Source organism: Ktedonosporobacter rubrisoli (genome assembly GCF_004208415.1).
In the GTDB taxonomy this organism is placed as follows: Bacteria; Chloroflexota; Ktedonobacteria; order Ktedonobacterales; family Ktedonobacteraceae; genus Ktedonosporobacter; species Ktedonosporobacter rubrisoli.
The window spans coordinates 3,890,022-3,904,421 of sequence record NZ_CP035758.1 but is presented as its reverse complement, the minus strand read 5'-3'; the positions used below and the strand labels follow the sequence as shown (position 1 = coordinate 3,904,421).

Genomic DNA, 14,400 nt, shown 5'->3' with positions numbered 1-14,400 from the left:
GCATCATTATTAGGAAGAGCAGGTTTTGAGGGTGGGAACCTGTCTTTCGCTAAGCAGCGATTTTCATAAAAGGCAGCTTAAGCTCGGTCATCAAGAATGGAACTTTCAAGAGCCTCTTGAAAGGCAGCTTCATCGATGTTGCCTCCAGAAACGATAGCGACGGCCTTTTGCTCCTGACTAGCCAGAGGATAGTGCAATGCTGCGGCGACACTCGCTGCTCCCGCCCTTTCAGCGCGAATGCCGTTGTGCTGCCAGAGCAGACGAATAGCCTGGTTGATGTGGGCCTCGGAGACCAGAAACATCTCAAGATTTTGGGCTTGCTGCGCGATCTGGAAAGGGATAGCCCCAATCTGTCTGATTAGAAGCTCTTCGGCTCGACCTGCCATGTGCTCTAATATCACACGCTTTCCCTGGGCAAGCGAGAGCGACAATGCCGGGGCACTGTCAAGTTCAACCCCGACGACCTTCACATTCCTCTTCTGAAAGAATTGGAGGCAGGCTGCTAGGAGTCCCCCACCGCCAACCGGGACGAAAACCACATCAAAACCGCCCTGATGCTGGGCCTCAATCTCAGAAAATAGGCTGGTGTTGCCAGTAATAATCTCGTAATCGTCAAAACCAGAAATATACGTTGCTCCTGTTTGCTTTGCAAAGTATTGAGAGGCCAACCAGGCCTGCTCGTAGTCCCCGTCCACCTTGATAATAGTGGCTCCATTGGCCACCATTGCCTCAAGCTTGATGTGAGCAGTTTTGGTAGGGACAAAGATGTGAGCTTGAAGGCCACGGATACGGGCAGCCATTGAAAGCCCCAATCCGTGATTTCCCGTGGAAGATGCTGTTACCACCCGTTCTGCCGAGAGCCCACATAAGAGTCGATAGCAGGTTCCGCGAAATTTGAAAGCATTCGTGACCTGCCTGGTTTCATCTTTGAGGTAGAGTTCTTTCCAGGGGATCTTAACGCTATGATATGGATGGAGGGGAGTTAAAAGAACTTGTTGATAAAATGACGATAGGCATTTCTTTTCCCAAGGCTGAACAAGTTGCATATCTTACTCCTGAAGGAATACTGAATTGGGTTGCTATAACGAGCCAAAGGTAGCTTTATGCGTACCTCGGGGCGATTTTAAAGATGGTCCTCATGAACTGCAAGAGAGCATCATTTTGGGAATCTGAATACTTCCGCAGCTGATGGTCAAGTTCTCAACCTCGATGGCCATGTTGCTGGTCAACAGCTGAGATAGAGTATTGCTTCTATGTTTATCTAATATATTGCTGTTCATGTCTTGCCCCTTTATATGTGATGTTCATGCTTTATCTCTTGTTGCAGAATTTCAGGATAAAACTGCTGAACGGCTTGCTCAAATTGGGCTTGCAAAGCTTCGGCGCTCACCCCTAGCTTGCTGGCATCGTGGACAGCGGTACCCAGCTGCTCTAGTAGCGCCTCTTGCTGTTGCGCCCGCCTCGTCTCCTGGACATGACCGAGCACTATGGTTCCCTTCCTCTCTCGACTCTCAGTGAAGCCCATCCGTTGCAGCTCTTTGTAGGCCTTGACGATCGTGTTAGGCGCGATTGACAACTCACTGGCTAGTTCGCGCACCGATGGTAACGTCTCTCCTGGTAAGATCGTGCCGGCTTCCAGGGCATGCTGGATCTGTTCGACTAACTGCACATAGATAGGGATGCTGCTTTGTATATCGACCTGTAACCAGATTGCCATCTTCTTGCCTTTATTTATTCACGTGTTCTGGCATCGATACAGCGGCAGGATGATGCGGGAAAATTAGGCTGGGCACATTCAGGCAGTTCTGCAGCATGGTATAAGATTTTTGTCCCCCTTAATCTGATCTCCGCTCTGTTCGGTCACACTCATCGGGTCCAGATTGATTGGCTTATCGAGAATCAACAGGTCTGGATGGTTGTGAGAGGAGCGATACTAATGTCAGATGCGGCTTCATTCATCACAAGAATGTCTTTGCGATTTCTTTTGTGAGAGTGCAGACTTATCGGTTTCGAGTAAATGTCAATGAGTTTTTCTGAGAGCCACCAGCCACAGTGCCAAATGTTCGCAAGTAGTAACGCGCATGAGCATGGCGATAGGCTGCAGGCGTTACGATAAGTGCTCCAACGCGTGGCAACCCCTCCGATACAGTCGCTATTTCCTTATCCCTGTCAAAGTGCTTGATTGAAGTATAGAATCGTCTTGTCATGGGTGGGTCCTCATTTTGTTGCGGTTACTTCATTCTTTCGTCGCAGTTATGTCTCAAGCATCAAGCAGGCTCAAATTGAACTTGCCTTTTTTATCTGATCAGTGTTAGGATCAGAGAAATATTTGGAAGGAGGAGAAGCTTGAATGCCAACCGTATTACTGGTAGAAGATACCCAGAAGCTTGCACAGGTGATTATTCGTGAGCTAGAAGCCCAGAACTATCATGTGCTTTATGCCGGCGATGGTTTGACGGCGCTGCGCCTCTATGAGGAAGAAAAGCCAGATATCGTAATTCTCGACTGGATGTTGCCGGGATTAGATGGCCTCGAGGTCCTACGTCGCATTCACCAGAACGCCATGACGCCTGTCCTGATGTTGACCGCACGCAGTGAAGAGGTAGACAGGGTACTCAGTTTGGAAATGGGCGCCGACGACTGTCTAACCAAACCGTTTAGTATGCGCGAATTAATTGCCCGCGTCCATGTTCTGCTGCGTCGCGTTGAAAAAATGCAACAAATTGCTCGCGCAGATCAGATTGACAGTGAGCAAAACGTATTGCACTACGGGCCACTCTCACTGGACCCACAAGCGCATATGGTGATACTGGATGGGGGTGAGATTGAGTTGAGCCCCAACGAATTCGAAACCCTGCATTTGCTGCTGCGCAGTCCGGGACGGACTTTTAGCCGCTCATATTTGCAAGAAACCATCTGGAAAACTGCATATCATGAGGGAGACCGCTCTGTCGATAATGCAATGCTACGCATTCGTAAGAAGATAGGACCACTGAGCGCGAAGATTGAAACCGTGCGCAGCATTGGATATCGCTTGCGCCGGGAAGGGAAATAGAGCATGTCAGAGCCAAAACCACGTCGTTCATTCTGGTTCTCCCGTTCAACCATACAGGCCCAGACGGAGACCTTGCTGATTGGTGGAGGCATCTGGCTCATCATGATCATCTTTCAAATGAGCTATCACCTCTCTGCCTCATCAAATCCCTGGAAAGGGAACAATAATATCAATGCGCTATGCCTTCTCTGGTCCCTATTTCGCATTGCTCCTCCTGAACCTCTTTGGAGCAAAGGATTATTGAAGCAAATTTTTGCTTCTTTTGCTATTTCACTCCCGCTATATCTGTTATATATAGTATCGATGTATTTATTGTTATCTCCAGGTACATCAACGCAAAATGCTGCTGAATTCTATTTTTTGCTTCTTTTATCAGCCGTTTTATCTCTCTTCTATCTCCTCTTCTTCACTGGCATCGCTTGCTTATTCCATTTTTGGAATCGTCTCAGGCAACGATCGCTGCACTGGACGCTTATTCATGCGCATGTCGTGATACTGATCTTTGTGTCAGCTATAGCCAGCGTATTCTATGTCCTGTCAATCCAGCAGAGGGCAGGGCTGACGTTTGATTTTGTGCTCCTATCAGGATTTTTCTTCTTCTTGATCTTCTTTAGCATTTTTGTGTTCATCATACTTTTGCTTATGATGCCATTATTTATTGTCTTTGCCTACATTGTGACGCGCCCTACGATTAAACGTATTACAGAACTGGTAGCTGTCACGAACAGGCTGCGCATAGGTCATTATGAGGTTCGTGCTCCTGTTGCGGGCAAGGATGAAGTGGCTCAGTTGCAAAAGAATTTCAATGCAATGGCAGACAAAATAGAGCAAATCATTCGCGACCTACAAACAGAGCGGGACTATGTGGCACTCTTACTCAACGAACGGCGCGAGCTCTTCGCTAACGTGTCTCACGAACTGCGTACTCCCATTGCCATCTTGCGTGGCTATCTGGAAAGCGATCTCAAAAACCGTCCCCAGATAGCCGAAGCACTACTCTGGGAAGATATAGAAACGATGGAGCGCGAAGTCCTGCAATTGCAGGAACGGGCCGACGAATTATTTGCCCTTTCCAAGGCAGAAGTCAAGCCGATTGTATTCCAGGCAGTTCCATGCGATGTATACCAGCTTGTCCAGACGCTCATGAAGAGCTGTGCGCCGCTAGCCTGGCGCACGAACAAAGTAGAGATGGTAGCAGACATGCCAGATGAAATACCAAGGGTCAGCGCCGATGAGCAACGCTTAGAGCAGGCGCTCAAAAATATTATACGGAATGCTTTGCGCCATACGCCGCCAGGCGGCGTGATTGCACTGATTGTGACTATTGAGCCAGAGCGCGTCGGCATCTCCGTTGAAGATACTGGAGAGGGGATCGCGCCGGAAGAGCTTGAACATATTTGGGAACGATTCTATCAAGCAAAAACGCCGCAGCAAGGTGGGGCTGGCATAGGTCTTTCGCTCGTAAAAGAGTGGATCACAGGAATGGGTGGCAGCGTAGCAGCTGCAAGTACCCTGGGTGAGGGGAGCTGCTTCACCTTATATTTGCCTCGTCTGCGCTAGTTCTATAAAATAGCACAATTACAAGTGTAGCTCTTCCGACTTCCGATAAGCTTTACACTCTTCTGGCCCTTTGGCCAATAGAGCAATCGAAAACGTTTTGCGATATAAAAACGTTTTAAGCATATTTTATTATGCATTTTTAATATGATTCTATGCATAGTAAATACCTCAAATTCATATTTATAATAATAAATCATTGTATTCATATTTATTTCATGTTCATCTGGTAAAGTAATACGAGAGAGCAAACGCGTCTGAAGTAAATGCCTCGGGCTAGGAGAAGAGTATCTGCATAAAATTGCTCTCAAACGAAGCTCGATCATTCCTTATCTGAAGCGTAGGGTCCGCAGGCTCCTTTCGAGGCACATCTTGCTCGTTTCTGTGAGCATAGCGGCTAGCTGATCCCATCAGGACTGTCCTTGTTGCATCACAGCTGCATCTTAAGTAAGGGATGATCGAGTCCGCCCATGTGAATAGAAGGAGAGAAACGTGACAAACAGTGAAAACACATCTACGACAACGTGTTTGCGCCGTATGTTGGAAGAGCCTGGCCTGCTTCTCGCTCCAGGAGCCTATGATGCCCTGAGCGCACGCCTGATTGCACAGGCTGGATTCCCACTTGCATACATGACAGGATTTGGAACGGCGGCCAGTGTCCTTGGGCAACCAGATGTTGGGTTAGTGACCATGAGTGAGATGGTCACACGCGCGGCCGCGCTTACTGCTGTGATGGGGAAGCGCCCCTTAATTGCCGATGCCGATACTGGCTATGGTAGCCCTCTCAACGTCCGGCGCACCGTTCGTGAATACGAGCGTGCAGGAGTTGCCGCCCTTCACCTTGAAGATCAAGCCTGGCCAAAAAAATGCGGGCATTTGGGAGGGAAACAAGTCATCCCTCTGGAAGATATGGTTCAGAAGATCCGGGCTGCCGTCGATGCTCGCGAAGATCCTGACTTTATCATTATTGGACGGACAGATGCAAACGGCGTCCTTGGCTTTGCTGAGGCGCTGCGTCGAGCTCAGGCGTATTATGAGGCAGGTGCTGATATGCTGCTGATCGAAGCCCCAAAATCTCTAGAGGAAATCCAAAAGATCGCTGAGACGTTCCAGGGGGTTCCGCTCGTCTTCAACTGGGTCGAAAGCGGCAAAACGCCCCTGTTGCCACTAGAGAAGATCCAGCAATTGGGCTTCAAAGTTATCATTTTCTCGGTGAGCTTGCTTTTCGCCGCGACCCACAATATCCTGGCTTTGCTCGACCTGCTCAAGCGCGGAGAAACGTCGGCCGCCTTTGCCGAACACATGGTGAGCTTCTCCCAGTTCACCAAGCATATTGGGTTAGCGGAGATTGAGGCCCTGGAACGTCGGTATTCTTCGGTCTAGGAGCGAGGTAGCAGTGACGGTTGTCGCATTGACTGCTGTTTTTTATCTTGACGAGTACATACAAATTCATGGCTTTTATGCATCCTTTCTTGGAGCAGAAAATCTGCTTCTTCCTGGTTCGACGATAGCCTGTCCGGCTTACCTTTAGGCCGGACAGGCTCAAGCCATGGAGCTTGAGCAGAAAGCGCCTGATCGAGGAGCGATATTTCCCTTCGCCTTTTCTCGCGCATTGCTCTCGTCTGTAATAAATCATTTCACGGCGGATACTTCTTTTCTGCCAGTCTCAGCCCTCACCGAGGAGGGGGGATTGGATTTCAGCGACTTCATCACAGCATTTGCAAAGAAACGGCGTGGCAGCAAGCGCCAGACGATACTCATCATGTTGTTAAAGGCCCCAGGAATAACAAAGCTGCGTCCGCGCTCCAGATTCTTGAGGGCGAATGCTACCACCTCGTCAGTTGTCATGGAAGGCCCTGGGGCAGAAGGGTTGCCCGAAACATTGGTAAAGTTCGTCTTGACCTCCCCAGGACAAAGCGCCATTACGCGGACGCCCTCGTCCCTGTACTCAGCTGCTAAGGTTTCTGAGAACGAGAGGACGAAGGATTTGGAGGCCGGGTATACGGCCATGTAAGGGATCGACGCAAAGGCAGAGATGGAGGCGATGTTGATAATAGCTCCATCGCCGCGTGCTGCCATACCCGGAAGGAAGGCACGGGTCAGATCAACCACACTCGTCACGTTAACCATTACCTGTGTGTGATGCCGTTGCAGGTCCACGTCTGTAAAATGGCCATAGGAGCCAAAACCTGCATTGTTCACAAGCATATCGACCACGAGTCCACGAGACTGCACTTCATGTACAATAGTGGATGTAGCATACTCCTGGCTCAGATCGGCGGGAATGACTTCGGCCCGTACTCCATAAGCGTGGGTGAGCTCCTGGGCGAGCTCGTGCAGACGCGCTTCAGTACGTGCAACGAGAATGAGATGCATTCCACGTGATGCCAATGCGTGAGCAAAGGCTTCTCCGATACCCGATGAAGCTCCCGTAATCAAGGCCATCTTGCCTGTATAAGTATACATTAATGTTCTCCTTGTTGTTTCAGCGTACAATTCTAGAAGGGGCTCTCTTTTAAGGGGCTCTCTTTTGCTCCTGGTCTTGTGCGAAAGCCAATGATGCGCGACGGCATCATAGCTCTTCCTGGACTGACGGAAACTCGTCTGTCTCAAGGGAGAGCAAGACGAGGCCAAGACTCCGAATTTTGAGCAGTACCCGGTAGAGCGCCGCTTGATCGACAAATGATCCACCCAGCACGGTTGTACCAGGGCCATCAGGAAGAATCTGAAGATTTTCAAACCATTCCTGCCAGGATGGGTCCAGGTGTCCTTTGATCCAGATGCGATAGCGTATGTTAAGCGCCTCCTCCCTTTGTTTCCGATGCTCGAAGTATAAAGCGTGAGGGGGTGAGGCGCCTTCACCCAATGGCATGATTGTATGTGGGTGAGGGGAAAAGAAAGTGAGGAGGTTTAGAAAGATGAGAGCAGAGACAAACGTCTTGCGACCTCACCAGCTTCAGTCCGATTATGGACATCCAGCTTGCGATAGAGACTCTGGACATGGGTCTTTACTGTGTTGACCGAGATTACCAGTTCGCGCGCGATTTCCGGGTTGGAGCGTCCTACCACCAGCAAACGCAAGACGCGCCGCTCCTGCTCGCTCAGGGACTCTACGGGCAGCGAAACTTTCCCGATAGGGGTTAGCTCTTCTGCCGGCCGGGCATCGGGCCCCTGCGCAAACGCACGCAGCAGGGTGCGCGTGTAGGAGATCAGAGAGGCCTCGCGGAGATCGGGTAGCAATGTTTTGAGCAGTGCTTCCAGCGCCGGGCCTTCATCGAGAAAGAGGCGTTGATAGTTCTCAGGCTGCGCCAGTCGCAAGGCCTGAAGCAGGGAGGATCGGGCCTGGCTGTGTGCATGGAGGGCAACATGAGCCAGCGCTTCCAGAATCTGGATTTCCAGAATGCTGCGCTTGCGTCCCTGAGCGTGAGCTATCTCTTGCCAGGGAGCCAGCGCTTTCAATGCGGCTTCCCCGTGCCCTTGCGCAAGGTGCAACCGTACGAGGAGCAGCCCTTCTTCTTGCTGGAGGATGAGTGGAAACGCTTCCTCCAGATCGGGTGGCTGGGACTGATCAGCCCGTTGCTTTTCCTGGGCCCACAGTTCGACTGCGGAGAGAGCGCCGGCGGCCAAATGCAATCGTGCCTGGCAGGTGCGTATGGCTCTCAGTGACCAGGGGATGCGAGTTTGTCCTTCCCATTTCAAGAGCACAGCCTGGGCCTGAGCTGTCTTTCCTGATGCATGCAGCAAGCGGGCCTGGATGAGTGAACCCGAGGTAAAAACATGGATGCCTTCCTCTGGTCTTGAGAGAAAGCTCAGCGCTTGAGAGAGATAGCGCTGCGCGTTTGCCATCTCATTCTGTTCATACGAGAGCTGGGCAAGACAATGATAGATCCAGGAGGCAAAGAATGGTTCAGCCTCTCCGGTTTCCAGGCGCAATTGCTGACGGAAGGTCTCTTGGTCTTCTTCGGTATGGGCGAGGGCTTGATGGTAATGCTGGGCAGCTTTCCGTAATTCGCCTTTTTCCAGGCAGATTCCGCCCAATAGGAGGGATGTAGTTAACGTTGAGGAATGATTCCCGAAGTGTTTTGCTCTTCTATATCCTTCGAGAAGGCACTGCCAGGCTATCTCCATCTCGCCAGCCAGATAGGCTTCTACTCCGCGTGCCACAAGGTTTTCCGGGTATATCAGACTTTGCCTGGTAAGGAGTGGTCGGGCCTGACGCGCTAGCCGCAGCGTTTTGACAAGATCATCCTGAAAAAAGGCAAGCTCGGCCTGCAATTGTAGGGTTTCCCCCAGTTTCTCCCACTCTTGTAGGGCCTCAAAGCCCCGCCCTGCCCACTGGAGAAGCATCCCAACATATTCCCAGGTAGCAGGCGAACGCCGATCAGTTGTAAACGTCAATGCGAGGACAGACTGGAAGCAGAGATCGGGTTGGTTTCGCATGATCTCCTCTGGTAGTTGCCTCAGCCAGCGAGACAGCGTATGATACGAATTGCGAAAGCTCTGCGGAATGATAAAACGCTCGATCAGCGACGCAGCGCGGGCAAAATCTTCCCCGGCCAACGCCGCTTCGATCGCTTCGGGTAGCAGCGATTGCTGCTCATACCACCGACTCGCCTTGTTCCTCAGTAAACGGAGCGTGGTCGTTCCCAGGCGAGCCCTTGCTTCGTGCTGCATCGCCTGGGCCCACAGCGCATGATAACGATACCACTGCCGACTTTCATCCAGGGGCAGCAGAAAGAGATTAGCCCGTTCCACTTGTTCGAGCAGACGAGCACTATCCTCCCTATCCCTGATAGCGTCACAGAGAGAAGCGTTCAACTGGGGGAGTTCGCAAGTCTGCAACAAGAAGTCCTGTAACGTTTCAGGCAGATGTGCGAGCACTTCTTCTCGCATGTAATCGAGCAAGTAACGCTGGCTGCCACTCAGGGCTTGCACGTAAGCAGAAGGGTCAGCGTGTTTCTGAAGTATGAGGGCGGCCAGGTGCAGGCTGGCGATCCATCCCTCAGTGCGGGCTTGTAACAGCTCAATCTCGTTCTCTGAGAGGGCCAGACTCATGCGCTGGGTAAGAAAGCTTTGCGTTTCTTCCCGCGTAAAGCGCAGATCGGTATCGCGAATCTCCGCCAGGTAGCTACGCACTCGAAGGCGGGCGAGTGGAAGGTCTGGATCGACCCGGCTGGCGAGCAAGAGATGTACATGAGGAGGTAGATGCTCCAACCAGAAGGTCAGCGAGGTGTGAATCGTGGGCTCGTTGATCACGTGATAATCGTCAAGGATCAGCAAGATGGGCGAGGCCTCAGCATGCTGGTTGGCCAGTTCGTTGAGCAAAGCCGTTAAGCTTGTAGCGAGAGGGGCAAGAGAAGGAGCAGGCGTTTGCAGCAGGGAGAGCGCTTGCTCTCCTATCCCAGGCCGGCATCTACGAAGAGCCTCAATCACTGAGATCCAGAAGCGCATCGGGTCATTGTCCATCTCCTCAAGGGTGAGCCAAGCCACTGACTGTGGGTGCTTTTGTACCCATGTGGCGAGTAAAGTGGTCTTGCCCCAACCCGCAGAGGCAGAGAGCAGGGTGAGTGGACGAGAGAGGGCGGCATCCAAAGTAAAGAGCAAGCGTTCTCGTACCACGAGCGTGGCTGGCAAGCTGGGAGGAGAGAACCTGGTAAGTATTATCATATTGCTGGGATCAGGCTGCTCGTCAGCTTGTGGCACGGTGCCGGAAAGGGTCTTATGGCCATGCTGTGTTGTGAGCAAGGAAGCAGGTGCCTGCGTTGGTAAGGTCTCAGGGGGCGCCTCCTGGAGTTCGCGCGCAATTTCCTCTAAGCGTGCGAAGGTTACGTTCGCGCCCTGTCCAAGATAACGCTTTCGATTGCGGCCAGAGTTCTTGTGGTAAGCATACCAGTAGCCGGTTCCACGGGGTCGAGTCTCTTTGAGCACGTTGAGATGACCGTGTTGCCCCTGGAAGGAAAAGGAGACGTGAGTTAGCAACCAGGCGTGCCACACGTCCTCGTTCCCTGGGGTGAGCACTTGTGGTGGGTAACCAGAGGTATGGAGAACGTAGAGGCCATTCTCGGCAGACCAGATCAATACATGAGCGGGTGGTTTTGGCATAAATTCCTTCGAAAAGATGCTGGATATCATGGGTACAACAGGGGTTGGTAGACAAAGATACCCAACTGGCTTTCTCCCCAAGTCCCCAACATGGGTGAGTATAGCAGAAGTGAGTACTGCCCGCAAGCTTGCGTAGCCTTGCAGCCTCACTTTCTATCCAGGCAACGCAAAGCCTTTCGTCCCCTTTCCCGCCCTGTATAATCACAAGTGCTCTATAAGCCGCGCTGGCGATAATAAGTAAGCTTCCACAGATCCAGAAAAACCAGTGCGTAGAGATATGTAGCAGGTACAGCAACCCATAGGTGAGAGTAGCAAGAGAAGCAGGCCGATAAGTGCTGCTATGAGCACTATCGGCAGCTTCCGGGCAGTGTGCAGAAGCATATTCGCAGATAAAATTTCTTATAGCCATAGGATATGGAATAGAGAATACCAGTGCTGAATTGTGGGAAACCTTATTCATAGCGCAAAGTCTCAGCAATGCGAACCCGGCTTGCCCGTACGGTTGGGCCAAAACAGGCAAGGCTGCCTATACTGATCAGGACGAGAAGCATGAGTGGCAGTGACCAGAGATCGAAGGCGAAAGGGATTGGAAAGAGCCATTGAGAAAAAAGTGTCACAAAGCCATAGGAGATGGGCAGGCCGAGAAGCAGGCTCAAGAGCCAGGCGATAAGCGTCAGAGCGAGCCCTTCGAGCCAGAAGATGCGCGCCACCTGGCCTGAACTGGCTCCCATTGAACGACAGATGCCTATCTCGCGCTGCCTTTCTAGCACCGAACTGGTCAGTGTATTGTAAAGTCCGAGAATGCCCACTAGGCCGACCCCTGCCGCTGCCACATAAAAGATGATGTACAGTGCCATTGCGCTGTTAGCATCGTCGGCCGCCTGCTCTTGTTTGCTGGCAACAGTAAATTTTAGCCTCATATTCTGCAAGACCTGTTGGACCTTGTTCTCGGTTTGTTTTATCGAAGCAGGCGAATGATCGCGTGTCTGGATGAAGAGCTGATTAACGCTGCCTTCCTGATTGCCGACGAGCCGATTGACATTTTCGGTGCTGGTAACTACCAGGCCATGAAAGCCCACTATAGGACTGATATCGTTAAGCACACCAATAATTTTCCAGCTAGCTCTGTGGCCTGTATCGGTTGAAAAGGAAAGCCTCGCCCCCGGTGCGAGATTGGCCCGTTGGAGCGTATCTTTATCCAGCAGAAGCACATTGCGCTCACCAGGCAGAAGCCAGTGTCCGGCCAGGATGGACTTGCGATAGACTCGGGTATTGCTATCTATGCCTTGCAGATAGGTGATGCCCCAGGGGGTATTAATGGCGGCGCTGGTGCCTGCTTCGATATGTGCCACGTTGGGAATAGAAGAGAGCGCCTGACGCAGTTGTGCAAACGGTTGAGAAAAGGCCTGCTGATCGGAAGATACGCTCACATCATAGATAAACTGATCATTCAAGTGCAGAGCCATCTCGTTGATACTGGATTTCACGGTCATGGCTGCCAAAAATGTCGTCCCGGATAGCGCCAGGGCAGTAATCGTCATGAGTGCGCGTCCGCGCTTGCGAAATATCCCACGCAAGCCAAGCCAGGCAGTTTGAGGAAGCCAATGCAGGTGCTCGGCGAGAAAGCGTTGCCATCTGCGATTATTTGCCTGATCGTTGATGACGCCGTAAGCGCTTATTGCCTCGCGCACAGTAATGTGCGTCCCGTTTATTAAGGGAACCATGGCTGCTAGCAAGGGAAGGGCGATACCAGAAAGAAGGCCAATAAGGAAAACGCTAGGCGCGATAGAGAAAGGACCAAGATCCCAGCCCTTGATCGTTGCAAAGCGCAGGGCTCCTATGTAGCCAATAATGATTCCGAGCAGCAGGCCAAAGAAGGTGCCGAGAAGGCTATAGATAAGCACAGTAAAAAGATAGCCACGGATAATAGTTCCTTGCGTGCCTCCCACGGCTTTCATTGTGCCGATGATCTTCATTTGTTCGGCTATCAAGGTTGTCAGGGTATTGATAAGCAGGAAGCAAGAGACAATGAGGGCCCCTGCAGCCAGCGTACGCACCAGATTAAAGAAGCCAGTCACAAAATCGCTGCCAAATTGTTCTGCTATGCTGCTCTGAATAGTTGTATCCTCAATCGTGAGAGCATGCTTGTGCAGGATTTGTTTGAGCGCACTGGCTGTACCCTGAATCGCTTGTATATCCTTAACCTTGACGGCGATGCTATTTGGCGTACTGATCTTGAGTAGCTGGCTCAAGCTCTCTATACTCATATAGCCTTGAGCAGTTTTGGTGGCCTTTATCTGGGCCAGGCCGGGTGTTCTGCTCGTGCCAGCGACGCGCAACTGCACGGGGCCTGTCGGTCCATTGAGATGGATAAGCTCGTTGAGAGAGAAGGGCTGCAGGACCGTATCGTTGCTTTCTAGCAAGATCTCGCCGGGTCCTGGCTGGTGACCGCTGGTAAGCTCAAACTTGCCAAGTTTGCTATGCTGTGGATCGGGAAAGGCAGTAATGTACATTCCGACTGTGCCTATCGTAGTTGTGGGCCACTGAAATTTGCCAACCATCTGGGCCTGAATTGTCTTCACACCAGGAGTTGAGGCAAACTGCTTCATCACATCAGGATCTAGATGGTCAACAATAAAAGTGATATCAGGATAGCTAGAGCGGTTTTGCATAAAGGCAAAGCCATCAAAGATCTTGAATTCAAAGACATTAATGCCAGTCAAGCCAAAAACGCCGATGAAGATAGCCAGGACCACAAGAAGCGTGCGGCCTTTGCGGCGCGTAACGTCTGCTATTGATTTGCGGATGAGCAAGGTGTCTAAGGCTGAAATCATCTTTGTTCTCCTGAGGTCAGATGAGTGTGAAGCTGTTGAACGATACGGCCATCGCGCAGCAATAGTCCTGCTGTAGCCCGGCTGGCGAGATCGAGATCATGAGTTACATAGATGATGGTTTTGTCATATTGGGTCAGCCTGGTCAGAATGTCGAAGACCGCGTGAGCCATCTGTGAATCGAGGTTGCCAGTGGGCTCGTCGGCGATGATAACAGGTGGATCGTTGGCGAGGGCGCGGGCAATGGCGACGCGTTGTTGCTGGCCGCCGGAAAGTTCGCTGGGGAGGCGCTGAGCATATTGCTCCATCTCGACTAGATCCAGGCATTGAAGGGAGCGCAGGCGCCAGCTGCGGCGTGGTAGCTTACTTTTGCCCAATTCCAGGGCAAGTAATACATTCTCCAGTGCCGTGAGGGTCGGGATAAGCTGGAAAAATTGGAAGACAATTCCTACATGTTGACCACGCCAGCGGGCCAGCTGATTCTCGCTACGCACCCTCAGTTCTTCCCCGGCAAATATGATGCGGCCCGAGCTTGGCCTGTCAATTCCAGTGAGCATATTTAGCAGGGTCGATTTTCCACTTCCAGAAGGGCCATTGATTGTGAAGATACTTCTGGCTGGAATAGCGAATGTTATATCATCAAGGATAGTTATTTTTTGGGTACGCGTTGTAATCATATGGGTGAGATGTTCTACCTGGACTAGCGTTGAAGGAGCGCCAGCCCAGGCGTTAGAACCCTTTTGCGGAAAAGTAGGCTCGTTACGATTCACTAAGTTGCTCCTTTGCTTTTGAAGCGATAAGGAATTTTCTTGGGTCGAACAGCAATAGCCCGCCCCTTCTCATAGAAGTGAAAGC

General features: G+C 51.4%; 10 protein-coding genes. 3 read left to right on the top strand and 7 right to left on the bottom strand.

Annotated elements, in window-relative coordinates; translation table 11 throughout:
* Positions 1–77 precede the first annotated feature (77 nt).
* Complete coding sequence (locus tag EPA93_RS17320; RefSeq protein ID WP_129888712.1) at positions 78–1,046, bottom strand: threonine ammonia-lyase; 969 nt, start codon at positions 1,044–1,046, stop codon at positions 78–80.
* A 245-nt stretch (positions 1,047–1,291) separates the two neighbouring features.
* Positions 1,292–1,717, bottom strand: coding sequence for a GntR family transcriptional regulator (locus EPA93_RS17315; protein WP_129888711.1), 426 nt, complete (start codon positions 1,715–1,717; stop codon positions 1,292–1,294).
* A 633-nt stretch (positions 1,718–2,350) separates the two neighbouring features.
* Here EPA93_RS17315 and EPA93_RS17310 point away from each other — a divergent pair.
* The 3 genes from EPA93_RS17310 to EPA93_RS17300 all read left to right on the top strand — a co-directional run bounded on the left by EPA93_RS17310 (position 2,351) and on the right by EPA93_RS17300 (position 5,995).
* Positions 2,351–3,055 (top strand): response regulator transcription factor, encoded by a 705-nt coding sequence (locus EPA93_RS17310; RefSeq protein WP_129888710.1) that lies wholly within the window; start codon positions 2,351–2,353, stop codon positions 3,053–3,055.
* Between the two features lie 3 nt (positions 3,056–3,058).
* Positions 3,059–4,615, top strand: a complete 1,557-nt coding sequence (locus EPA93_RS17305; RefSeq protein ID WP_129888709.1) for a sensor histidine kinase — start codon at positions 3,059–3,061, stop codon at positions 4,613–4,615.
* Positions 4,616–5,104: 489 nt separating this feature from the next.
* On the top strand, positions 5,105–5,995 hold the full coding sequence (locus EPA93_RS17300; RefSeq protein WP_242527431.1) for an isocitrate lyase/PEP mutase family protein: 891 nt from the start codon (positions 5,105–5,107) through the stop codon (positions 5,993–5,995).
* Positions 5,996–6,244: 249 nt separating this feature from the next.
* Here the strand turns inward: EPA93_RS17300 and EPA93_RS17295 are convergent, their stop codons facing one another.
* The 5 genes from EPA93_RS17295 to EPA93_RS17275 all read right to left on the bottom strand — a co-directional run bounded on the left by EPA93_RS17295 (position 6,245) and on the right by EPA93_RS17275 (position 14,315).
* On the bottom strand, positions 6,245–7,078 hold the full coding sequence (locus tag EPA93_RS17295) for an SDR family NAD(P)-dependent oxidoreductase (RefSeq protein ID WP_129888708.1): 834 nt from the start codon (positions 7,076–7,078) through the stop codon (positions 6,245–6,247).
* Between the two features lie 106 nt (positions 7,079–7,184).
* Complete coding sequence (locus tag EPA93_RS17290) at positions 7,185–7,484, bottom strand: hypothetical protein (RefSeq protein WP_340689240.1); 300 nt, start codon at positions 7,482–7,484, stop codon at positions 7,185–7,187.
* A gap of 38 nt (positions 7,485–7,522) precedes the next feature.
* Positions 7,523–10,714: a winged helix-turn-helix domain-containing protein gene (locus EPA93_RS17285; protein WP_129888707.1), complete on the bottom strand. Its 3,192-nt coding sequence runs from the start codon at positions 10,712–10,714 to the stop codon at positions 7,523–7,525.
* Positions 10,715–11,166: 452 nt separating this feature from the next.
* Positions 11,167–13,548, bottom strand: coding sequence for an ABC transporter permease (locus tag EPA93_RS17280; protein ID WP_129888706.1), 2,382 nt, complete (start codon positions 13,546–13,548; stop codon positions 11,167–11,169).
* Entirely contained in the window at positions 13,545–14,315 is a 771-nt protein-coding gene (locus tag EPA93_RS17275) for an ABC transporter ATP-binding protein (RefSeq protein ID WP_242527430.1), read from the bottom strand. The genes EPA93_RS17280 and EPA93_RS17275 overlap by 4 nt, the downstream gene beginning before the upstream one ends.
* Between the last annotated feature and the right edge of the window lie 85 nt (positions 14,316–14,400).

What these genes read in the sequence shown, in the direction of transcription:
- EPA93_RS17320 (WP_129888712.1), bottom strand. Translation starts at nt 1,046, where the DNA reads ATGCAACTTGTTCAGCCTTGGGAAAAGAAATGCCTATCGTCATTTTAT.
- EPA93_RS17315 (WP_129888711.1), bottom strand. Translation starts at nt 1,717, where the DNA reads ATGGCAATCTGGTTACAGGTCGATATACAAAGCAGCATCCCTATCTAT.
- EPA93_RS17310 (WP_129888710.1), top strand. Translation starts at nt 2,351, where the DNA reads ATGCCAACCGTATTACTGGTAGAAGATACCCAGAAGCTTGCACAGGTG.
- EPA93_RS17305 (WP_129888709.1), top strand. Translation starts at nt 3,059, where the DNA reads ATGTCAGAGCCAAAACCACGTCGTTCATTCTGGTTCTCCCGTTCAACC.
- EPA93_RS17295 (WP_129888708.1), bottom strand. Translation starts at nt 7,078, where the DNA reads ATGTATACTTATACAGGCAAGATGGCCTTGATTACGGGAGCTTCATCG.
- EPA93_RS17290 (WP_340689240.1), bottom strand. Translation starts at nt 7,484, where the DNA reads ATGCCATTGGGTGAAGGCGCCTCACCCCCTCACGCTTTATACTTCGAG.
- EPA93_RS17285 (WP_129888707.1), bottom strand. Translation starts at nt 10,714, where the DNA reads ATGCCAAAACCACCCGCTCATGTATTGATCTGGTCTGCCGAGAATGGC.
- EPA93_RS17280 (WP_129888706.1), bottom strand. Translation starts at nt 13,548, where the DNA reads ATGATTTCAGCCTTAGACACCTTGCTCATCCGCAAATCAATAGCAGAC.